Below are 20,848 nucleotides of genomic sequence, written 5' to 3'. Positions count from 1 at the left end.
GCAATTGCGAGACGAGGTCATTTTTGATTTCGTCCAGGCAACCGTGGGGTCGCCTAGTAATCGCGAGGAGACGGAAGCCGAGGTCGTTGCGCGCGTCGTAGTCTCGGTGGGGCTAGCTACCCGCATCCAAGACATGTTCGCCCAGCTCAATTTCTCTGTTTCGCTAAAGGAACAGGCGGTGGGTGCTGAGGGCGATGCAGAACCCACATCGGAGACAGCATGACAGTCCTCGACCATCCGAACGAGTACGCTGACACCGCACACTTTTTGAACTACCTCAGCCGCGTGGTCTACTCGACGACTGCTGGTCCTATAGCCACACGTATCGTCAGTGAGGCACGCGCTAGTGACGATTCTTTTCCTCTCCTCCTCTCTGTACTCTCCACTCAGGTCATAACCGATCAAGTCTTGACGACACCGCGGAACCCTACGCTGTCGTCTCTGTTCAAGGCCCTGGTAGACGATGAAGCCAACCTCGCCCTCTTCATACGTGATCTCGCCGAAACCGACGACATCGATTTCTTGCTGCATGAGTGGGAGGAAACGCTCGCGTTCGAGCACGCCGAGCCCAGCGCCGTCATAGACATTCTCGGTCGGATCGAGCGCCACCAGAGCTAAGGATCTATAGGTGGTCAGCGAAACCGGTTGGTCCCACATTCAAGTACCGTCTGTCACTCGGTTTCTCCAGAGGGACGGACGGCGAGGACAAGACTTCGAACGGGCCATCGCGGTGATTAAGGCCGACCCATTCAATGAGGCGAAGTCGCGCAAGCGAGTGCGACTCCGTACGCGTGCTTGGAGAGAGTACGGCGAGGTCTACAAGTACAAAATCTCGACCAATAACTGGCGCTTCATTTACATGCTTGACCGCGATACTAGATGTATCCACGTCTTGGATGCAGGACGCCACGACGAGCTGAACGAGAGGGCCTATCGCTAGTCCAAGTCACGCAGGCTTGTAACGACAAGCAGGCAAGAGTCCCCCACTCAAGGCCACGGTTACCATGCAGTATCCGCGTGGTGTCCGCGGCACCTGCCTATTTCGACGCATCTGAAGCTATCGCAGGCAGTCCCGCATCCGTGTCACATGGGTTCCGGTCCCAGGCTTGCCTACACGTTGCACCACAGCCTAAGCACACACGATCACAGTATGCGAACGAAGACAAATCAGAGGGCGCAAAAAGGGCAATAACGGCACATTTCTCGAAAGTTTCGTTGCCTACTCGTTGCCTCCAGCGACTCGGCTAGCAAACATCCACCCCCGAAAAGCCTGGAATCATTGGGGTTTTGCGGTCGGGCTGGCCGGATTTGAACCGGCGACCCCTTGGCCCCCAGCCAAGTGCGCTACCAAACTGCGCCACAGCCCGCAAGATCCGATTGTAGCCCACCACCACAGCGGCGAACGGTGGCGGTCTGCTCGGGCCACAAACTCGGTTGGCCGGTATCATCGGGTGGTGAATCAGACCGCCACACGCACCGCAACTTTCGCACGCAGCAAGCGGCTTGCATCGCTGAGCGTTGCGATCGCACTCACCGCCTCTGCGTGTACCGGCGCAACTGAGCAAGACGCGGCCAGCTCCGAGCAAAGTAGCCGTGAAACTAGGTCGGACAGCGTCGCTGTTGCGACCGAGTGCCCCACAATCGAGCCCGCCCGAGACTCGAACGACGTCATCACTCTCACAATCGGGCGCACTTTTGATGAAATCCTCTCCGCCACGGATGTCACTGTTTGTGTACGGATCGTCGACCCCGGCGGAGCCACTGTTTACGCCGACGGGTTGGTGACGCGCGCCGGACGCTCCTTCTCCCCCGAGACCACCACCGTCTCGCTGTCGCCGGATGCGTATACGCTGCGGTGGAGCTACGTGTGGCCATCGAAAGTCGACAGGCTGAGCTGCGCTGCGGAGCTGAACCTCTCGGACCCTTTCGACGTGACGGCAACCTTACATATTCGACCCACGTGTCTCGCCAAGGTTGAAGAAACCGCACCGTGGGCAGGCACCCAGGGGGATCCGGCGCCGCGATCGGAGGTTGAAGAGTTTGTTTCCGGCGGGCACTGCAACTGGGGGCAAGCCCATTTCGTCGCCATCGGCGGATATTTCGAGGGCACTGCGTATGTGAATGACGTCTCCGGGATTTTTAGCAATTCAAGATTCGTGTCGAGCGCTGCGCGGCTTCGTCTTGGACTCACCGGCGACTTCGAGTACTTCGGAACCGAACTCGACGCGACCGACTATCTCACGTTCGATCCAGACGTCGTCCTCCCTGTCGACGCCGTTACGCTCGGCTACACACGAGGTTTTAGGGAACTGTTTACAAGCCCGGCGGATGATGGTGACTACCTCTATGTCGTAAGCCCCGACGGTGTTGAGCGGTGGCCGAGGATCAGGCCTGTGCCGGCATGCGCCTAGTTCAGACACGGTACCTAGAAGATTGCGCGCAACGCCTTGATGCCTAGATCAACAAAACGTAACACGAGGTAGAGCGCCACGAGGCCGGTGAACATGAGAAACCCGATCGGCCACGGTTCGTCTGCCGGGTCGACGTGCCCGTTCTCCTCATCGTTGGCTTGTTCCTCAGCGACCATCAGCGTTCCCGGCGCTTGGCCACAACTCTGATTGGGGTACCTGCGAACCCATACGTGGCTCTCAGCTTGCCCTCGATGTAGCGCAAGTAGTCATCACCAATGGTGCCGCCGCGGACGTAGAGAAGGAAGGTTGGCGGACTCACGTCGGCCTGCACGGAGTAGATGATTCTTGGCCGCTTTCCTTTACGCACCGGCGGTGAATGCATGTCTTGCCACTCGCGGATTTTGCGATTGATCTCGCCGGTCGACACACGGAATCTGGCGCTCTCCAATACCATCCGGATGGCCTTTGGCAGACGATGAATCCTCGAACCGGTCTTGGCAGATAGCCTCAGCACGGGTGCCCACGACACGAACGCGAGCCGGTCCGCAACGGAGTCCTCAGTAAAGTCTCGCTGTTTCTCGTCAATGACGTCCCACTTGTTGAGGAGCACGATGAGACCGGTGCCCGACTTCACGATCTCTTCGGCGAGGCGCTGCTCCTGGTGGCTTGCTCCCCTGGTCCCGTCGATGAGGAGAAGTGCAACATCAGATTGCCACAACACCTCACGGGCACGCAGCGTTGAGTAGAACTCGACATCGTCGGTGATCTTCGTGCGTCGCTTGATCCCCGCGGTGTCGATCACCTCAAACGGCTCACCATCGAGATCGACGACAATGTTTACCGGGTCGCGGGTGGTGCCAGGGATCTCCGAAACTATTGCTCGATCTTCGCCGGCGAGTTTGTTGAGCAGCGTCGACTTGCCGACGTTGGGCCGGCCCATGATGGCCAGCGACGCCAGCGGCACCCTTTCGGGATCGTCGCCGTCGACTGCGGGCATCTCGGCAAGTACGGCGTCGAGAAAGTCACCGGTGCCGCGGCCGTGCAGAGCAGAGAGTGGAAAAGGCTGGCCGAGACCCAGCCCCCACAGGTGGTCATAGGTATGTTCCTGCTTTGGCGAGTCGACCTTGTTGGCGACCAAGATGTATGGTTTCCCTGATTTCTGAAGAAGTCTCGCGATCCCCAAGTCGTCGTCGCTGATGTCAGTTGTTGCGTCTGCAACAAAGATCGCCATGTCCGCAAGGCTCAACGCTACCTCGCTCTGGACCTTGATACCGGCAGGGATGCCCTTGTCGGGTCGAGCCTCCCAACCACCAGTGTCGATCAGACAAAACTCGACTCCCGACCATTCTGCGTCGAACTCCCGACGATCCCTAGTGACACCCGATTGCGCGTCGACGACAGCCTCCTTGCGACCGACGATACGGTTTACAAGTGTCGACTTGCCGACGTTCGGACGTCCGATAATTGCAACCACGGGCACGCGACTCATGCGGCGGCCCCATCGAGGAGACCCGCAACCGTAGTCTCCACAACCAGCACCGATGCTTTGGCGGCCGCAACGACGGTGTCGAGAGTGACGTTGTCGAGGAAGGTATTTCCGACGACCGCAACATCGGGGATCAGGTACACAGCGGCAGGTTCAGCATCTTCGCGAAGAGTGCGAACGAGGTCCTCCCCGACCATGAGGCCGGCAACTCCTACGTTGCCAGCGAAGAAATCATTTTCAACTTCGAGCAGCCGAATCTTGCGTCCAGCCACCGCCTGCAGACGTCCAACGATCGGCTCTAACGCGGCTCGACCGTAACTTCCAGTGAGTACGACAACATCACCCTTATCGGTTGAGGCGTCTCCTCGACGGGTGCCGCGCGGCGCGCGATATCCAAGCGCCGGTGCCGCAGGTATGGAACGCCACTCCCCTGTCACCACAGGGACATCGCCACCAGAGCCATTCTCGATACGTTCCAACTCGTCGTAGAAGGCCCTCACCATCCCGATGCCGTTCTCGTGCTGCGCAAAATCTTCGTAGGTTTCACTCGATGGAATGTCGAGCCCGGCAAGAAGGTACAGCTCGTCCGACGCAAAAAATAAGCGTCGCCCCAGACGCTCGTGTGCTACGGCCTGCCACGCATGCACGATCTCAAGATCACGCCGCGCGGTATCACGTGTATGAGGGATGAGACCGGGTTCAGTGCTGTACTTCGAGATACCCAGCGGCACAATCCCAACTGATTGAATACCGCTGTAACGACCTACGATCTCGCACAGGGTTCTTTCAAGAACCTCGTCGCCGTTAACCGTCGGACACAGAACGATCTGCCCGTGCACCACAGTGCCCGCATCGAGCAAGGCCCGCAACCACCGCAGACTGGTCGCACCGCGTGGGTTTCGAAGCATGTCGGTACGCACTGCCGGGTCGGTGGTGTGGATGGACACATAGAGCGGCCCTAAACGTTCCTCAACAACACGGGCGAGATCGAGCTCGGTGAACCGAGTGAGAGTGGTGAAGTTTCCGTAGAGAAACGACAGCCGATAATCGTCGTCTTTGAGGTACAGAGACTTTCTCATCCCCGGCGGTAGCTGATAGATGAAGCAGAATGCGCAATGGTTGTCGCAGGTTTGTACTCGATCGAAGATCGAGGAATCAAGACGAATCCCAAGCGGCTGGCCGGTCCGCTTGCTGATCTCAACAGACCGGGCAATTCCGTCCCGTTCGGTCTGGATTGACAGCTCCGGTTCGTCGATGAGTTGTTGGTACTCAATGATGTCTGAAGGGGCCGCGCCATTCACCGCGACAAAGGTATCGCCAACGGCGAGACCTGCGAGCGCGGCAGGAGAATCGGGGGTGATCTCGAGGACCGTCGGATACGACATATATCGTAGAGGATACCCCTGCGCGGGCCATCGACAGAATTGGGCGGCACCGAGTCGACAGGCCACGGCGCACCAAACGCTGCCTTTTGTGCAGTCTTGGCCGAGTAGCATGCCGCCATGGCAGACAAAGTGATCCTTGCCGAGCCGCGGGGTTTCTGCGCCGGAGTTGAAATGGCGATAAAGGCCCTCACCTGGATGGTCCAAGTGTTCGAGGGGCCGGTGTACTGCTTTCATGAAATTGTCCACAACGCCGACGTTGTCGCGGCCTTTGAACGGGCTGGTGTGGTGTTCATTGATGACATCGTCGACGCACCGCCGGGGAGCCCTGTAATGCTTTCAGCCCACGGTTCGGCACCCGACGTGGTGGCTGCCGCAGAAGGCCGATCGGCGATCATGGTCGACGCCGTGTGTCCTCTCGTTACAAAGGTGCACCACGAAATTAAACGCATGGCCGCTGACGATTTCGACATCATCTACGTCGGTCATCACGGCCACGACGAAGCTATGGGTGCAGTCGCTGAGGCGCCCGACTCCGTTCGATTGATCGATCCCGATAGCGGCCTCGGTGGGTATACACCTCGTGATCCGAAAAAGGTAGCGTTGGTCGCCCAGACGACGCTGGGCTTTTTCGAATGGGAGTCGGTGCTGAGCGCGGCAACAATTGCTTTCCCAGATCTCCACACCGCCCGCAAAAGCGACCTCTGTTACGCGACCACGAATCGGCAAGAAGCGACGATTGCGCTCGCAAGACAGGCGACGCTTATCCTCGTCGTCGGCTCGGAGAACTCATCAAACACCCAAGCCCTCGTGCGAGTTGCGCGGCTCCAAGGTGTGGAGGCCCATCGCGTCAGTGGCCTCGATGAGATTGATCCCGAATGGTTGGTCGGCCACAAGGTTGTCGGGGTGACGGCGGGTGCCTCCGCACCAGATCAACGCCTCCGTGAAGTGATCGACGCTATCGATCCCAAGGACGGAGTAGAGCTTTTGAGCGTTACCAACGAAGACGAGTATTTCCCTCTACCGCCGGCGCTTCGTCAGCTCATCATTTCTCTTCAATATCTCGTTGAAGGTGGATTCGCCGCCCAAGGCCCACACCGCTCCGGACCTATGCAGGCCGACCGGGATCACACCGCAACCGAATCGCTTGACTTGCTCGCTCTGTAGGCAGCTACACCGGGTCGACAGAGACGGCGACCGCTGCAAGAACTTTCTCGGTAACTTCAGACAGGCTCAACTCGGAAGTGTCGATCGTGAGCGCCCCGTCGGCAGCCAGCATCGGACTGATCTTGCGTGTCGAGTCCAGATGGTCGCGGCGACGCAAACTGTGCTCGATAGCATGTGTAGAAAGGTCGGAGACCTCAGCGTCACCAGCCCGGCGCCTCGCACGCACCTCGGGCCGCGCAACAAGAAAGATCTTCACTGCAGCGTCGGGGAACACGACCGTGCCGATGTCACGGCCCTCGACGACGGCTTCGCCGTCCCTTTCGCTGACCCAGGCACGTTGCAGATCCACAAGAATGAGCCGGACCTGCGGGATGGCCGCGATGACGCTCACGGCACTGGTTACCTCGCTGCCGCGCACTTCGGCTGACACGTCCGCGCCACCCAACAGAATCGCGCCATCGGCGTAGACAATTTGTGATCGTTCGATCACGTCGATAGCAGCGTTGGTGTCTTCAGGAGCAACACCGGCTTGCAACACGGCGAGAGTCGCTGCTCGATACATCGCACCCGTATCGAGTGCCTCGTAGCCACACGCAGAAGCCACGGCTCGTGTTACCGACGACTTTCCGACACCGGACGGCCCGTCGATCGTTATGACCACAGTGATTCGAGAACTTCGTAGAAGTCTGGCCACGACACCCCGGCAATGCCCGCATCGTTAATCGTCGACGGCCCACTTGCGCACGAAGCAGCAACCGCGCCTGCCATAGCAATGCGGTGATCGTTGCGGGTGTCTATTTCTCCACCTTCAAGAAAGCCTAGGCCGACAACGTCGAACCCATCAGCATGCTCTTGCGCCCCGCCACCCATGTTCTCGATAATCGCGACTGTTGCGCTCACCCGATCGGACTCCTTCGTTCGGAGCTCTGCCGCATCTCGGACCGTCGTCATCCCTTCCGCAAAACACGCAACCACACCAACGAGCGGTAACTCGTCTAGCGCGCCGGCGATGACCGGACCGCTGAGATCAACACCGTGCAACGTCTGACCGGTAACAGTTACCGTCCCAATCGGGTCTCCCAAAATGGCGCCCGTTACCTCGGCTTCCACCTTGGCCCCCATCATTTCGAGGACTTGGAGAAACCCGATCCTTCCAGGGTTAAGCGAGACTCCCGGTGTCGTTACCGATGAACCGGTGCGGATTGCAGCGACCGCCCAGAGAAAGGCAGCGCTTGAAGGGTCACCTGGTACATCGTATTCACCGGGAGGGATCTCGCCAGGGACGATGCGCAGCACTGATTTGCCGACTCGTTCACCGAGGCCGAGAGTGACCAGCCACCGTTCCGTGTGATCACGGAACCCATCGGGCGAGGCGATCGTTGACGGTGCGTCTCCTTGGATTGCAGCAAGCGCGAACGCGGTCCGGAGTTGTGCTGAAGCCACCGGCAGGACAGCGTCGGCAGGCCGACGAGTCACGTCGGCGCCACCAACGGTCATGGGTGCGGTGCCGTTGCTCGTTTCGACCCTGCCCCCGAGAGCGCCGAGGGGGCCGACCAGTCTCTCCATCGGGCGACTCGACAATGACTCGTCTCCAACAAGCACCGACTCAAACGACGCTGCACTCAACGCACCTGCCATAAGGCGCATCGTCGTGCCTGAGTTTCCACAGTCGAGAACATTTGCTGGTTCTGTCCATTCTCGGACACCAGGGGACATAACCGAGTCCCCGTCAAACACAACTCCTAGGTCAGCCAGGATCGATTTGGTCGACTGGATGTCTTCACCGGTACCGAGCCCAGATACGATGCTCGTACCGTTAGCAAACCCAGCAAAGATCAACGACCTGTGCGACAGAGACTTGTCGCCCGGCACCGTGACTGTCGCGGAAAAGGCCCCCGGCCTTGGGCGAATGGTCACCGTATCGATCGCTGACGTCATGCTTGGACCGCCGTACCGCCCGCCGAAGCGGTGTAGAGCGAACGAACTTCGTCAGCGCTCAGCGACCGTTGGGTACCTGGTTTGAGGCTCGGATCCCGGATCGGTCCGATGGCGGTGCGGACCAGTCTCACAACTGGGTGCCCGATGGCGTCAAAGATCCGTCGAACCTCTCGGTTGCGCCCCTCGGTAAGCACGATCTCCACAAGCGACGTTCCCTTCGATGTTGCTTTGACGACCGCACGAACCGGTCTTGCCGGGCCATCATCGAGGGTAACGCCGTCGCGGACAAGCCGGGCCATGTTCGCTGAAGTCACCGCGCCATCGACAACTGCCTGATACGTCTTTTCGACCCCAAAGCTCGGGTGTGTCAAGCGATGGGTGAGATCTCCATCGTTGGTGAGGAGGATCAGTCCCTCGGAGTCAGAATCGAGGCGGCCTACAGGGTGAACCGGGGTCGTTGTTGGCACAAGGTCCACAACAACGGTGCGCCCTTGGGGATCGCTCACGGTAGAAATGACATCGACCGGCTTGTACAACAAGTAATACACGAGGTCAGGACGCACGGGTAGTGGAACGCCGTCCACCACAATTAGGACACTTTGCGGATCAACTTGTTGACCGATCGTGGCCGGCTGTCCGTCGACCGTGACGCGACCCTGGAAAATCAGCTGCTCCGCCCTACGCCGGGAACATAGCCCGGCGTGAGCGATCAACTTATGGATCCGTTCGATGATTCCTCCGGACGAAACGGTCTCTCTAGAACATCCACGACGCTTGCTGGCGGCACGTGATCGGCAAGCGGTGGTAGCTCAGCTAGACCGACAATCCCGAGCTTTTCAAGAAACAGGTCCGTGGTTTCGTACAGCACAGCCTGCCCGGGTCCGTCATCTCGACCAGATTCGTAGATAAACCCCCGGCGCTCGAGTGTCCGCAGCACCCTGTCGGAATCGACTCCGCGAACCTCGGCAACCTGTCCGCGAGACACCGGTTGCCGGTACGCGACGATCGCAAGTGTTTCGAGCGCTGCCTTGGAAAGTCGCGCGGCGCGCTCGGTCGCGGCAAATCGTTCGAGGTACGGTCTCGCCTCTTCCCCCGTGTAGAGCCGCCACCCTCCTCCAACGTTGCGTACGACGAGTCCTGATGGGCCCGCGGCATGCCTCTCCCGGAGGGCGACCAACGCCTCGTCAGTTTCGGTACGCGGGACCTCGAGTAGCTCGGAGAGTTCGGCGGCCGAGACCGGCTCATCAGCGACAAACAGAATCGCCTCAATGGTCGACAGCACATCCATCAGTTGGTCTGCCATTCTGACGTTTCACCAAACACATCGATGACACCGATGAGCATCGTAGATGTGTTTCGTTCAAAGGTGATGGGTGATGCAGTCACTTCTTGGGTGGCGTGTACCAACCCCCACTGCACCAGTTCAAGTAGGGCAAGAAAGTAAGCAACGACCTCGATCGACCGCTCACAGTGTTCAACGACGGCATCAAACTCAAGGATTGCTTCGCTGGCGATCCTTCTTCGGAGATCGGTAATTGCTTCGTCGACAGAGGGCACGTCGAAATCGAGGTGGTCGAGATCAGGGTCAACAAGCCTTTCTGAAAACGCGAGGGAGGCAATGGCGTGGAACTCATCAAGCGAGACACCCAAGCGCACGTTTGCCCGTGCGGGTTCGATCCCAGGGTCGAGCCCGACATCGCGCGCAACCCAACGCTCAACTGCTTCGAGGCGGTGCAACAACACCGCGGCCACATCTTTGAATGTGAGACACGCGAGGAGCCGAGAGAGCAACTTGTCCCTCTCGCCCGCGAGCTCGAGTTCTTCGTCGAGATCGAGCGGACGACCATCGGGAAGAAGGTGCCGAGCTTTGAGCTGAATCAGCGTGGCCGCTATGAGCAAGAACTCAGAAGTCGACTCCATGTCGGTATCCGTGATGGCATCCAGATGCGCCACAAACTCCGTAACGATCGAGGACAGCGACAGATCTGTGATCTCCAACTGGTGCGAAGTGATGAGTTGCAAGAGTAAATCGAGCGGACCCTCGAACACTCGTGTTTGCACTTCAAACGACACACTGTCTCCAACAAATCGACCCTCCCATGTTATCGCCTCTGCCGCGCATCCGAGTCAACTGCTTGTGTCATGCATCGTCTCCGCATCGTCAAAACACCCGCTGTTCAGTCATCGTCAGCACGAAGCAGAGATTCCCATATGGCCTTCGAGTAAACAGAGGGTCCGCTATCGGGGTGGAACCTGGCGAAATCGACCACCAGCGATTCGCAACCCATGGCTGCGAGATAGCGCGCTCCGATCGGCCCATGGTCGTCGTAGAGGCGCCAACGGATGGGGCGAGGGAGCCTGAGCAGCCGGGCGACTGTAGCGAACGCACGCGTCACTGCACCGAGGTCGCTATCAATTTTTCCGATGTCGTGCCACAACGCCGCACGCAACACGGCCCTGCCGTGTGCATGCGTTGACAACATACGGCGTGCGGTGACAACCGCGTGTTGTTGATCACCGAGGCGTTGGCGCCAGAACAACGGTTCCTCATCCGGGCTGATCAGCGTCCTGATGAACTCGATATCCACATCGGTCAACGGTTTTGCGAGAACGTGTCTAGAAAAGCGTCGAACAACGTGCGCAAGTGAAGCCACGTTTAGCGTTCCACTGCCGCGGTATGGATCGTCATCAGGTCGCGAGTACTAGGAAGCGAGCGACGACTTACAGGAAATACACAACCGCGACGTCGGACGATGCTCCATCCGGGCAGCACCAATTTGGTTTCCACATGAGGCGCAAATCCCGTACGTCCCGTCGGAAATCGACGAGATTGCGCGGTCAATGTCACCCAACAGCCTCGTAATGTTCTGGACGAGGCCAAGCACTTCGCTGCGTTCGGCGGTGGCGGCGGCGGCGTCTGCAAACGCGTTGCCGTAATCGACATCGCCGGTAAGGTCACCGGATTCGGTAGCGCCGAGTTCGTCGAGTTGCCGAAAGAGTTTGCGACGCTCGTCGTGAAGGTCCGACGCAATCGCTTCGATGTTCACTGGTTGCTCCCACTTTGACGGCGGTTCCCTTGACTGCGCCCGCTAGCGCCCTCTCGGATGTGCACTGACGTACACCTCATAGAGGTGCTCTGGCGTTACGCGTGTGTAGACCTGCGTTGTAGAAATACTAGCGTGACCGAGCATTGTCTGGACAGTACGCAGGTCAGCGCCTCCTTCGACCATGTGTGTAGCTGCCGAGTGCCGCAGTACATGTGGGGACACTCGATCGCTTGGGATTCCTGCTGCGCAAGCCGCTCGCTTGAGTATTCCCCACATCCCTTGCCGGGTGAGGCGGCCACCTCTGGCATTGAGAAAGAGCGCTCCCGTATTCAGCGCGTCCGTCCGCCCGTTCACGCGTACTTCAACATACGCATCGATCGCTGTAACGGCATAGGTGCCGAGCGGCAAGAGTCGCTGCTTGTTTCCCTTGCCAGTGACGACAACGGTGCGATCAATGAGGTTGACATCGAACATGTCGCACATGCTCGCCTCGCTTACCCGAGCCCCCGTCGCGTAGAGGAACTCAAGTAGTGCGGTGTCCCGCCGTTGCAGCGGCGTGTCGTCTCGAGATGGGATAAGGAGGCGCCGCACCTCGTCGATTGTCAGCGCCTTCGGAAGCGACCTGCGAGGTCTCGGCGTTGCCAACTTCACGGTCGGGTCGTCAGTTCGCAACCCCTCGCGGACCGCGTGTCGGTGTAGGCCGCGCAACGCGGATACTCGACGCTTGATCGAACTCGTTTGCAGCCCAACGTCAGTCAAACCTTCGACATAGTCGGCGACCAACTTGGTCGTCGGCTCCCTACCGGACAGAAAGTCTAGGTAGTGGAAAATGTCTCGCCGGTAGGCCTCGGCGGTAAGCGGAGACTGTCCAGCCTCGGTCACGATCGATCCGATGTAGTCGTCAGCGATCGTCTTGAGATTCACTTCCGATCCCGTACGGAATGCAACGCAATGATCGTCTTGGCATCTTCTATGTCCCCGGAATCAATGAGCGCTAATGCGTCGGCGAGCGAGAGTTTTACGATCTCCGCGTGCTGCTCCTCTGCGCCGTCGGGTTCCAGGCCGACTTGGCTGACTGCCGTCATCTCAAAAACGTCTATGTATTCGTCTGTGAACCCCGGCGCCGTGTAGAAACCGGCAATGTGTGACACGTCTCGAACCGTGTACCCAAGCTCCTCACGGACCTCACGTTCGATCGCCGCGATTCCGGATCCGTCTGATTCGTCGAGTTTGCCTGCCGGGATCTCCAAGAGGTATGCATCAACTGCTGAGCGGTATTGCCGAACGAGAACGACAACCGATCCGTCCCAGACGACCGCTGCGACCGCACCCGGGTGCCGAACGACAACTCTGGTGACCTCTCCACCGTCGGGCGTCGCTACCGTCAGCTCGGCGGTTGTGATGAACGCCGTTCTCGCTACCGCCACCTCAGAGGTGATGCGGAACCGGTTCACGATTTTGGCAAATGGTCCGCTGTTAGATCGTCGACGCTCACGCCGTGCGTTAGGCGCGAGCGGTCGCGAGCTGCTTTGAGAAACCCGACGAACATTGGATGTGGCAGATCGGGCCGAGACCGTAGTTCGGGGTGTGCTTGACTCGCTAAGAAGAACGGGTGCGACGGGAGTTCGATGTGTTCCACGAGCCTGTCGTCGGGTGACACACCGACCATCTGCAAACCGGCATCTTCCAAGTCCTTGCGATATTTGTTGTTCACTTCCCACCTATGGCGATGCCGGTCATATATCAGTTCCTCACCATACAAAGCACGCGTGAGCGACCCTTCGCGTAACTTCGCCGGATACAGGCCGAGTCTCATCGTTCCACCCTTGTCCAGCACCCCCGTCTGGTCTTCCATCAGGTCGATGACGCGATGTTCGGTCATCGGTTCGAATTCGCCAGAGTGCGCCGACGCCAACCCCAGCACATGGCGGGCATACTCAATCACTGCACACTGGAGGCCCAAACAGAGACCTAGAAACGGCACGTTGTTCTCTCGTGCGTAACGGATCGACTGAACCTTACCCTCGATCCCTCGGTGACCGAACCCGCCTGGAACCAGGATCGCATCCATCCCCTCCAGGTAGGTTGCGGTAAGCAGCCCCTCAACATCATCGCTGGGAATCCACTTGATTTTCGCCTTCACGTCATTCACCGCGGCGGCGTGGCGGATCGCCTCCACGACTGATTTGTATGCGTCAGGAAGATCGACGTACTTGCCGACTATGCCAATAACCACTTCCTCGGTCGGTGAGTCCATCCGCTCGACAATCGCCGCCCAGTCGGCAAGATCGGCCGCTGGCAGATCGAGGTGAAGTGTTCTCAGTACCGCGGTGTCAAAGCCCATCTCGCTGAGCGCTAGGGGCAACGCATACACGTTGCTTACGTCCAGCGCGTTGATTACCGCATCGGGCTCAACATCGCAGAACAAGCTGATCTTGCGGCGAGCTCCTTCGTCGAGAGGGCGATCTGAGCGCACCACAATGACGTCGGGAAGGATGCCACGACTTCTCAGCTCAGCAACGGAGTGTTGGGTGGGTTTGGTCTTCAGCTCGCCACTTGTCTCCAGGTACGGAACCAGCGTCACATGGATGTAACAAATGTTATCGGGACCGACGTCTTTGCGCATCTGACGGATGGCTTCAAGAAACGGAGTGCTTTCGATGTCTCCAACAGTTCCACCGATTTCACAGATGACAACATCGACGTCGTCGTTGTCCCCGACCTTACGAATGCGGGATTTAATCTCATTGGTGATGTGGGGTATGACCTGCACGGTGGCGCCGAGGTAGTCACCGCGGCGTTCCTTTGCGATGACCGTCTGGTACACCGACCCGGTTGTGACATTCGATTCCCGACGTAACGACACCCCGATGAACCGCTCGTAGTGTCCGAGGTCAAGATCAGTCTCGCCACCGTCATCTGTGACAAACACCTCGCCGTGTTCAAACGGATTCATCGTGCCGGGGTCGACGTTGATATACGGATCGAGCTTCTGAATAACGACCCGCAACCCTCGACTTTTGAGAATCCGCCCGAGAGAGGCGCCGGTGATCCCCTTGCCGAGGCTTGAAGTAACTCCCCCAGTGACAAAGATGTACTTGGTCAACGTTGTTTCTCCACCTAGGACGACCGCAGCATAGCCGACTCTTGTGCGACTCCGGATCTCACCGACGAAGCAAGTAACTCTTCAGCATGGCGGATTCCACTTTTGGATTCTGGCATGCCGGACAACATGCGGGCGATCTCGTCCACTCGTTCCTGTGGACTCAGGACACGTGCAGTAGCAACGGTTCCGTCGCGTTCGACGAAAATGTGCCCGTCCGCGTAGGCCGCAACCTGGGGCAGATGCGTCACGCAAAACACCTGCCTACCACTCGCAAGTTCTTGGAGTCGGGAACCCATTGCGCGGGCTGTGAGTCCACCGATGCCTGCGTCGATCTCGTCGAACGCCACCACCGCCGCCGACTCGATTCCCGCCGCAAGTCTGAGCGCAAGCACCAACCGCGAGAGCTCACCACCCGATGCGACCTTCTGGATCGGCGATGGAGTAAGCGAGGAGTGCGACGCAAATTCGAGAACGACACGGTCGGCGCCGTGTGCCGCGGGTGGCAGCGGTGTGATCGTGAAAGCGACCGACGGATCGGTGAATCCGAGAGCGGTTAAGTGTCCAACGGTGGCCTCCGCCAACTCTTGCGCACGGGCGATGCGTACGTTTGTCAGATCCGCGGCGGCGGCGCCCACGTCGCGCAACGCACCTTCGATCTCATCGTCAAGCGTTCCCGAGCGCTCGATGAACTCGCACAGCTCATCGCGCCGCATTGACGCCTGTTTAGCGAACGCCAACACATCCTCGAGGCTGTCGCCGTACTTTCTACGCAGGTTGCTGAGAAGCGCAATACGCATTTCTACAGACTCCAACATGTCGCCGTCGCCTACATCGTCCGCACCATGACGTGCGATCTCCCCCGCCAGAACCGCGAGGCTTTCCTCGATGTCGGCTACCTGGCGCATCATGCCGGTAACCGAGACGTCAAGCTTGACCAGACGGCGCACGAGGCTACCGGCATCCGCGAGCGCTGACACAGCCCCGTGATCGGCGTTGAGCGCGATGTCGATCCCGTTGAACAGTTCGCTGATCTCCTCACGATTGCGCAACCGCTCGACCCGGATCTGAAGATCTGCGTCGTCACCGATAGAGAAACCTGCCGCCGCGATCTCTTGTGCCTGGAACTCCACCATCTCACGCTCACGTTCGAGCGACCTCAGGTCCTCCCCGATCGCAGCGCGGGTACTAATCAGACCGCGCCACGTTGCGTACTTTTGCGCGTACATGTCGAGTGTCGAGCGCTGCAGCGAATCAAGCGCATCGTCGAGAAAAGTGCGCGCGCCGGTGGGGGAACCGAGGCGAAAGCCATCATGCTGCGCAACAACTTCCACACGTTCACCGATTTTTCGCCGTAGATCGCCAGCCGCTGCAATCTCGCCGTCGAGGTAGGCCCGCGACTTGCCTTTGGTAGTCACCTTGCGTTGCACGACAACATCGACGCCGTCGATGAGGAACCTACCGGTGACCGACAGCTCGTCGCCCTGCGGACCGACCCCGCTCCGACTCGCGTTTTCGCCGGCGAGAAGCCGCAGCGCCCCCAACAGCAAAGTCTTGCCTGCCCCGGTTTCCCCCGTCACCACGACGAATCCCGAAGGGATGTCAATCGATGCTTGTCCGAGAATTCCGAGATTCTTGACCGATAGTTCCTCAAGCATGACGAAGCCCAAATTGATCTCGTACCGCGCGAGGAAACGGGGCGCCACCGGTGACCAAGAACCGTACCGGGCGCTTCGAGCGGGTGACATGTACGGTCTCGCCAAGGGCAAGCTTGCGCGTCCCACGACCGTCCACGTGTACTTGAGCGGGTCGATCAGATGCGGTCTGGATGCTGACGACTGCGTCGAGACGAACGACAAAGGAACGGTTCAAAAGGCTGTGCGGAGCAATCGGAGTCATCACAATACATTCAACTGTTGGCTGAACAATGGGTCCACCGGCGGACAGTGAGTACGCGGTCGACCCGAGTGGAGTCGAAACGATGATGCCGTCGGCCCGGTACCGTGTCAGCGCCTCACCGTCGATCGCAACCTTGAGCTCCACGATGCGTTGGCTGACTACCTTTTCCACAACGACGTCGTTGATAGCAGTGAGCGCTGTCCCATCTTCGAAAGTGACCTCAATCGTTGGGTGCTCAACCTCTTCAAGGCCCTCTGCACCGAGACGTTGCAAAACCTTCCCGGCATCGGTTGCCTCAACCTCAGCGAGGTAGCCAACGCGGCCCAGATTGATGCCGATGATTGGAATGTCTGCCGCACGCGCCACCGCGGCAGCATGCAGCACGGTGCCGTCGCCACCAACACCGACCACTGCATCGACATCGCCGATTGCAGACCCAATGGGTGCATAGACGCCCTCGAAGCCAAAGTCTGCAAACGCTGACCCAGCAAGCGTCTTCGCAAGCTCAGTGCCTGCATGGTTTTCCTCGGATGCGACGAAGGCGACCCGCGTGGGAATGAGATTCGATGTCATTATTCTTTGATCCAAATCACGAGAAGTTCTTCTTGGCCAACGATGGCGGCACGTCTGTGTCGCCGCTAGTTCCCGGTACACGAGATGGTATCGCACCACAGAGACACATACCCACATCCATAAACATTTGGCTCAAGACTACGTTTGCGGATCCGAGTTCACGGGCCAGTCGGGGTCTCAGTCAAATCGAAGTTCGCGGCAAGTTGCTCACCTGCTTGTGAGACCGGCGATGAATCCTCAAGTCTCTCGGTGAGTTCTGCAGCGAGCCTTTCGGCGACGTCGGGAGCTTCTGCCGCATCGATATCGGCGAGCTCCTGTAACGCATCGGTCCGGTTCGGCGCGCTGTTAGCTGGTGTGTGCGTAGTATCCATGTTGTGCATTATCGCCCATCGAACCGCAAAAGGTCTAACGGATGATCCCGATCAGAGACATCAATCCAACGAAGACGTTTCCCATCGTCACGCTGGTCCTGATAGCTGTGAACCTCGCCGTGTTTGCGTTTGTGCAACCCCATGATTCGACCGACGCGGAGGATGAGTTCCTCTACAAGAACGCGGCGATTGCGTGCGAGGTCGTGACGTGGGAACCAGTCTCGCAATCCGAAGTCGACTCCGACACGTGCAGCGATGTCTCTGAGCCGGGGTTCTTTGCGGACAAGGCGATTCTGGCGTCGATCTTTTTCTCGCTGTTTCTACACGGCTCCTGGTTACACGTGCTGTTCAATATGTGGTTCCTATGGATTTTTGGCAACAATGTCGAGGAGGCGTACGGGCCGAAGTGGTTCCTGTTCGGGTATCTCGGCGTCGGGCTGTTGGCCACGTTGGGATTCGTCGCAGCAAATCCAGACAGCGTGATTCCGCTGGTCGGAGCGTCCGGCGCCGTTGCCGGAGTACTCGGAGCGTATTTGGTACTGTTTCCAAAAAACAAGATCACATCGCTGGTAATTGTATTCTTTGTGCCAATTCCGGCGTTCATCTATCTCGGGTTGTGGTTCGTCAGCCAATTCGCCGACCAGTCACCGAACGTGGCGTGGGAGGCCCACGTTGCAGGGTTCCTCGTCGGAGCCCTCGTCACACTGATGTTTCGCACGGTGCTGATACGGCGCCTCGCGCTCATTCACAGGCCCCGGGCCACGCTCGGGTTTCCCACTCAGTTCAGATAGCGCAACGGCGGCGAAGTTCTCCGGGCAGGTCAGCAATAGAGTCGAGCACGAGCATTCGTGGTGTCGGCGCAGGGGCCGAACTCGCATCCGTCGAACCGCTGAGCACCAATGCACCAAACCAACCCTGCGCAGTAGCCATTGCAATGTCAGTATCCATACGATCACCAACCACGACAACCTGCCCTGGCGCCAGGCGAGATGCGATGAGGTCCCGAATCGGGGCCGCGGGTTTTCCGCAAGACACCGGGGTGACACCCGCCGCGACTTCGACTAACGCAGCAATGGCACCTCCGCCGGGCTGAAGCCCTGCAGGTGTCGGATATGTCGGGTCCAAATTCGTGCATATAAACTGCGCACCGTGACGAATCGCGAGAGTGGCGTCTGCGAAACGTCGGTACGTCACACTTCTGTCGAGACCGGTGACCACCGTCTTCGCCTCTCTCCAGTCCTCCACGAGTCTCAGTCCCGAATAGCGCAGCGTCTCTCGCAGACCGTCCTCTCCGATCACAAAACAGTCGTCAAGTTGATTCTCCTTGAGATAATGCGCTACAGCTTGTGGCGAAGTGACCACACGGTCCGCTGTGGTGACAAACCCGGTGCGTTGCGCAATGTTGGCAACCACCATGGCTGGTGTTCTTGTTGCGTTGTTGGTCACAAACAACAGGTCGTACCCGTCCGATTGCAAACGCTCAAGGGCCTCTCCAGCACCGGGGACCGGCTCGCTGTCAACGTACAGGACGCCGTCAAGGTCACACACAATCGTCCGTACCTGGTCGTACCCGTCGGGCTCTGCTAGCGACACCCCTACGTCGATTCAGGTCTGTTCGATGCGATGTCCTGGCGCGGAAGGACGGATGTCCTGGCACCGAAGCGCTCCACCGTTGTACTCAAAAACGCGGTTGTTTGGTTGACGGATGTCACTCGGACTCTCTCGTTGTGACCGTGGAACATGGATAGCAGCTCGGAAAATGCTGCCTCGTCGTCGAACCAACCTACTCCATACGATGTGACTCCGCGACGCCTGAAAAATCTCGCGTCCGTCGCGACCGGACTCGTCATTGGCACCAAAGCGCGAGACCCGATGTGCTCTTGTGCGGCGTCGCCGATCGCTTCCCACAGCAGCCCCGAGGCCATTGACAGGGTGGCCTCTCCAATCGATGCCCGTTCGATATCGACACGGGCAGCGACCGTCTCACCCATGGCCTTACGAAGATGCGAGTCGGCGTCGTCCTGAGACTGGCCAGGCAGCAAGCGAATGTCAACGGACGCCGTCCCGAAATCTGCAATGGTGTTCGTCTTAGTACCGGCAGTCAACGTTGTTGGAGCAACGGTCATGTGCGTGCTGGCATGTGCCCACCTCGCAAGCAGCGGATCGGTCTCAGCTAGATCGTCGATCGCTTCGTCGACAGTATCGGGATGCTTCAGCCGCATTGCGACGTCAACGTCTAGATCAAGCGCATCGACAAACGTTGTCCATTCTTCGCTTATCGAAACCGGAGTCGGTGTAGACGCTAGTGAGACGACCGACTCAGCGAGGGGAACAACGGCGTTGTCAGCACCAAACGGCTGACTGGCGTGGCTTGGGGTGCCACGTACTGAGAGGATCCGCCACCCAGTTCCTTTCTCCCCTGCGGTAACCGGCAGCACGGACGACCCGAGTTTTGTAAGTGTCGGTGCGGCTACCTCGGTGAGCAGATAGTCACACGACACGAGATCCCAGTGGTTCTCAACAAGGTTCTCAGCACCGAAAACGCCGCCAGATTCCTCGTCTGCGACCGCCGCAAACACGAGGTCGCCCGCAAGTGGCGGAATGTCGCCCACAAGGTATGGTCTGAACACCGCGGCCATTGCCGCCGTGACGTTGAGCATGTCGACGGCCCCACGACCCCACACGACACCGTCGCGAATCTCGGCGTCAAACGGATTGTGCAACCAGCCGTCTTCACTCACCGGAACAACGTCGAGATGCGGAAGCAACATGAGCGTCGGCGCCTCGGAGCTGTGCCCGCGAACCCGGTAAACAACGGACTGCCTCCCCGGCGACGGTTCGATGACGGTCCCTGAGCGACCGAAGAACTCGGCCAGCGTTGCGACCGACTTCCACTCGTCCCCCGAATCAGAGTCTCCGGTGTTGATACAGGCATTACGTATCAGCTCCTGCAAGAGTCTGACGACATCAGAGCTTTCATCACTGTACCTCACGTCGTCAGTGCCCCTTCGTCGAGACCGTGCATCACGATCAATCGCGCCTTGAAACCATGCGCCTCAAAGAAATTCTTGGCACTGCGATGCCCTGGGGAGACCAGCGCGTCGAACAGGTGTATCCCCGCCTGTCGAAACTCGTCCAGAGCATGGTCGAGCAGTGCGTGTCCAATGCCGACACCCCGCATACCTTCAAGCGTGAAAATCATGCGGACCACACCGACTCGCTCCCCACCTGCTTGTGGCAGAAGGTCTTCGGTAAGGGCCTCGAGAAAACCAACAACGGCGCCACACACCTCCGCAACGTACAGCTCATGTTCGCCGTCGACGATCATTGCCGCCAGCGAAGTCGCCGCCGGTTCGCCGAGTCCGTTGGCGTACCTCCACAAGGGGCGCAGATCTGACTGTTCTCGCTCGAGCATGGCAAAGAGATCAATCAACTCATCCAAGTCGTCGAGCGTCGCGTTACGCACCACGG

At 59.0% G+C, this 20,848-nt stretch carries 24 protein-coding genes and 1 tRNA gene; 5 read left to right on the top strand and 20 right to left on the bottom strand.

Annotated elements, in window-relative coordinates; all coding sequences use genetic code 11:
- Nucleotides 1-223: hypothetical protein (locus IIC71_09235; protein MCH7669361.1), on the top strand; the 223-nt coding region annotated here is incomplete at its 5' end.
- Nucleotides 220-618: a hypothetical protein gene (locus tag IIC71_09230; GenBank protein MCH7669360.1), complete on the top strand. Its 399-nt coding sequence runs from the start codon at nt 220-222 to the stop codon at nt 616-618. The genes IIC71_09235 and IIC71_09230, both read left to right, overlap by 4 nt.
- Nucleotides 619-1,293: 675 nt before the next feature.
- Here the strand turns inward: IIC71_09230 and IIC71_09225 are convergent.
- Nucleotides 1,294-1,367 (bottom strand) — tRNA-Pro (locus IIC71_09225).
- 87 nt (nt 1,368-1,454) lie between these two features.
- Between IIC71_09225 and IIC71_09220 the strand changes: the two genes are divergently transcribed.
- Entirely contained in the window at nt 1,455-2,411 is a 957-nt protein-coding gene (locus IIC71_09220; protein ID MCH7669359.1) for a hypothetical protein, read from the top strand.
- Between the two features lie 14 nt (nt 2,412-2,425).
- Here the strand turns inward: IIC71_09220 and IIC71_09215 are convergent, their stop codons facing one another.
- From IIC71_09215 to IIC71_09205, 3 genes are read right to left on the bottom strand one after another with little or no spacing between them, the layout of a single operon-like run.
- Nucleotides 2,426-2,587, bottom strand: a complete 162-nt coding sequence (locus IIC71_09215; GenBank protein MCH7669358.1) for a hypothetical protein — start codon at nt 2,585-2,587, stop codon at nt 2,426-2,428.
- Nucleotides 2,587-3,900, bottom strand: a complete 1,314-nt coding sequence (gene der / locus IIC71_09210) for a ribosome biogenesis GTPase Der (protein ID MCH7669357.1) — start codon at nt 3,898-3,900, stop codon at nt 2,587-2,589. Before der ends, IIC71_09215 begins: the two co-directional genes overlap by 1 nt.
- Nucleotides 3,897-5,282, bottom strand: a complete 1,386-nt coding sequence (locus IIC71_09205; protein MCH7669356.1) for a DUF512 domain-containing protein — start codon at nt 5,280-5,282, stop codon at nt 3,897-3,899. The genes der and IIC71_09205 overlap by 4 nt, the downstream gene beginning before the upstream one ends.
- Before the next feature lie 117 nt (nt 5,283-5,399).
- On the opposite strand from IIC71_09205, the gene ispH reads away from it, so the two are divergent.
- Nucleotides 5,400-6,446 carry a 4-hydroxy-3-methylbut-2-enyl diphosphate reductase gene (gene ispH, locus IIC71_09200; protein MCH7669355.1) on the top strand — a complete coding sequence of 349 codons (1,047 nt, stop codon included), beginning with the start codon at nt 5,400-5,402 and terminating at the stop codon, nt 6,444-6,446.
- A gap of 4 nt (nt 6,447-6,450) precedes the next feature.
- On the opposite strand, the gene IIC71_09195 is transcribed toward ispH, so the two are convergent.
- From IIC71_09195 to IIC71_09135, 13 genes are all read right to left on the bottom strand, one after another.
- The gene (locus IIC71_09195) at nt 6,451-7,113 is read right to left on the bottom strand and encodes a (d)CMP kinase (protein ID MCH7669354.1); all 663 of its coding nucleotides are present in this window, start codon (nt 7,111-7,113) and stop codon (nt 6,451-6,453) included.
- Nucleotides 7,098-8,384: a 3-phosphoshikimate 1-carboxyvinyltransferase gene (aroA, locus tag IIC71_09190; GenBank protein ID MCH7669353.1), complete on the bottom strand. Its 1,287-nt coding sequence runs from the start codon at nt 8,382-8,384 to the stop codon at nt 7,098-7,100. The genes IIC71_09195 and aroA overlap by 16 nt, the downstream gene beginning before the upstream one ends.
- The gene (locus IIC71_09185; GenBank protein MCH7669352.1) at nt 8,381-9,115 is read right to left on the bottom strand and encodes an rRNA pseudouridine synthase; all 735 of its coding nucleotides are present in this window, start codon (nt 9,113-9,115) and stop codon (nt 8,381-8,383) included. Before IIC71_09185 ends, aroA begins: the two co-directional genes overlap by 4 nt.
- On the bottom strand, nt 9,094-9,687 hold the full coding sequence (gene scpB / locus IIC71_09180) for an SMC-Scp complex subunit ScpB (protein ID MCH7669351.1): 594 nt from the start codon (nt 9,685-9,687) through the stop codon (nt 9,094-9,096). The genes IIC71_09185 and scpB overlap by 22 nt, the downstream gene beginning before the upstream one ends.
- Nucleotides 9,672-10,457 carry a segregation/condensation protein A gene (locus tag IIC71_09175; GenBank protein ID MCH7669350.1) on the bottom strand — a complete coding sequence of 262 codons (786 nt, stop codon included), beginning with the start codon at nt 10,455-10,457 and terminating at the stop codon, nt 9,672-9,674. Before IIC71_09175 ends, scpB begins: the two co-directional genes overlap by 16 nt.
- A gap of 104 nt (nt 10,458-10,561) precedes the next feature.
- Nucleotides 10,562-11,038 carry a hypothetical protein gene (locus IIC71_09170; protein MCH7669349.1) on the bottom strand — a complete coding sequence of 159 codons (477 nt, stop codon included), beginning with the start codon at nt 11,036-11,038 and terminating at the stop codon, nt 10,562-10,564.
- 48 nt (nt 11,039-11,086) lie between these two features.
- On the bottom strand, nt 11,087-11,431 hold the full coding sequence (locus IIC71_09165; GenBank protein ID MCH7669348.1) for a TraR/DksA C4-type zinc finger protein: 345 nt from the start codon (nt 11,429-11,431) through the stop codon (nt 11,087-11,089).
- A gap of 42 nt (nt 11,432-11,473) precedes the next feature.
- Nucleotides 11,474-12,355, bottom strand: coding sequence for a site-specific tyrosine recombinase XerD (locus tag IIC71_09160; protein MCH7669347.1), 882 nt, complete (start codon nt 12,353-12,355; stop codon nt 11,474-11,476).
- Nucleotides 12,352-12,885 (bottom strand): NUDIX hydrolase, encoded by a 534-nt coding sequence (locus tag IIC71_09155; GenBank protein ID MCH7669346.1) that lies wholly within the window; start codon nt 12,883-12,885, stop codon nt 12,352-12,354. The genes IIC71_09160 and IIC71_09155 overlap by 4 nt, the downstream gene beginning before the upstream one ends.
- Nucleotides 12,882-14,537, bottom strand: coding sequence for a CTP synthase (locus IIC71_09150; protein ID MCH7669345.1), 1,656 nt, complete (start codon nt 14,535-14,537; stop codon nt 12,882-12,884). The genes IIC71_09155 and IIC71_09150 overlap by 4 nt, the downstream gene beginning before the upstream one ends.
- A gap of 14 nt (nt 14,538-14,551) precedes the next feature.
- Nucleotides 14,552-16,204 (bottom strand): AAA family ATPase, encoded by a 1,653-nt coding sequence (locus IIC71_09145; protein MCH7669344.1) that lies wholly within the window; start codon nt 16,202-16,204, stop codon nt 14,552-14,554.
- The gene (locus IIC71_09140) at nt 16,185-17,006 is read right to left on the bottom strand and encodes an NAD(+)/NADH kinase (GenBank protein MCH7669343.1); all 822 of its coding nucleotides are present in this window, start codon (nt 17,004-17,006) and stop codon (nt 16,185-16,187) included. Before IIC71_09140 ends, IIC71_09145 begins: the two co-directional genes overlap by 20 nt.
- A 158-nt stretch (nt 17,007-17,164) precedes the next feature.
- Nucleotides 17,165-17,377 carry a hypothetical protein gene (locus tag IIC71_09135; GenBank protein ID MCH7669342.1) on the bottom strand — a complete coding sequence of 71 codons (213 nt, stop codon included), beginning with the start codon at nt 17,375-17,377 and terminating at the stop codon, nt 17,165-17,167.
- 41 nt (nt 17,378-17,418) lie between these two features.
- Here IIC71_09135 and IIC71_09130 point away from each other — a divergent pair, with 41 nt between their 5' ends.
- Nucleotides 17,419-18,168, top strand: coding sequence for a rhomboid family intramembrane serine protease (locus tag IIC71_09130; GenBank protein ID MCH7669341.1), 750 nt, complete (start codon nt 17,419-17,421; stop codon nt 18,166-18,168).
- Here the strand turns inward: IIC71_09130 and IIC71_09125 are convergent.
- Genes IIC71_09125 through IIC71_09115 form a run of 3 tightly spaced genes read right to left on the bottom strand, consistent with a single transcriptional unit; the run spans nt 18,161 to nt 20,846 of the window.
- Nucleotides 18,161-18,970 carry an HAD-IIA family hydrolase gene (locus IIC71_09125; GenBank protein ID MCH7669340.1) on the bottom strand — a complete coding sequence of 270 codons (810 nt, stop codon included), beginning with the start codon at nt 18,968-18,970 and terminating at the stop codon, nt 18,161-18,163. The genes IIC71_09130 and IIC71_09125 overlap by 8 nt on opposite strands.
- Before the next feature lie 2 nt (nt 18,971-18,972).
- Nucleotides 18,973-20,370, bottom strand: a complete 1,398-nt coding sequence (locus IIC71_09120) for a M20/M25/M40 family metallo-hydrolase (GenBank protein MCH7669339.1) — start codon at nt 20,368-20,370, stop codon at nt 18,973-18,975.
- Nucleotides 20,367-20,846, bottom strand: a complete 480-nt coding sequence (locus tag IIC71_09115) for a GNAT family N-acetyltransferase (protein ID MCH7669338.1) — start codon at nt 20,844-20,846, stop codon at nt 20,367-20,369. Before IIC71_09115 ends, IIC71_09120 begins: the two co-directional genes overlap by 4 nt.
- Nucleotides 20,847-20,848: the final 2 nt, after the last annotated feature.

This window comes from Acidobacteriota bacterium, from assembly GCA_022562055.1.
GTDB lineage: Bacteria > Actinomycetota > Acidimicrobiia > Spongiisociales > UBA5794 > BMS3BBIN02.
This window is presented reverse-complemented; position numbering and strand designations above follow the sequence as displayed.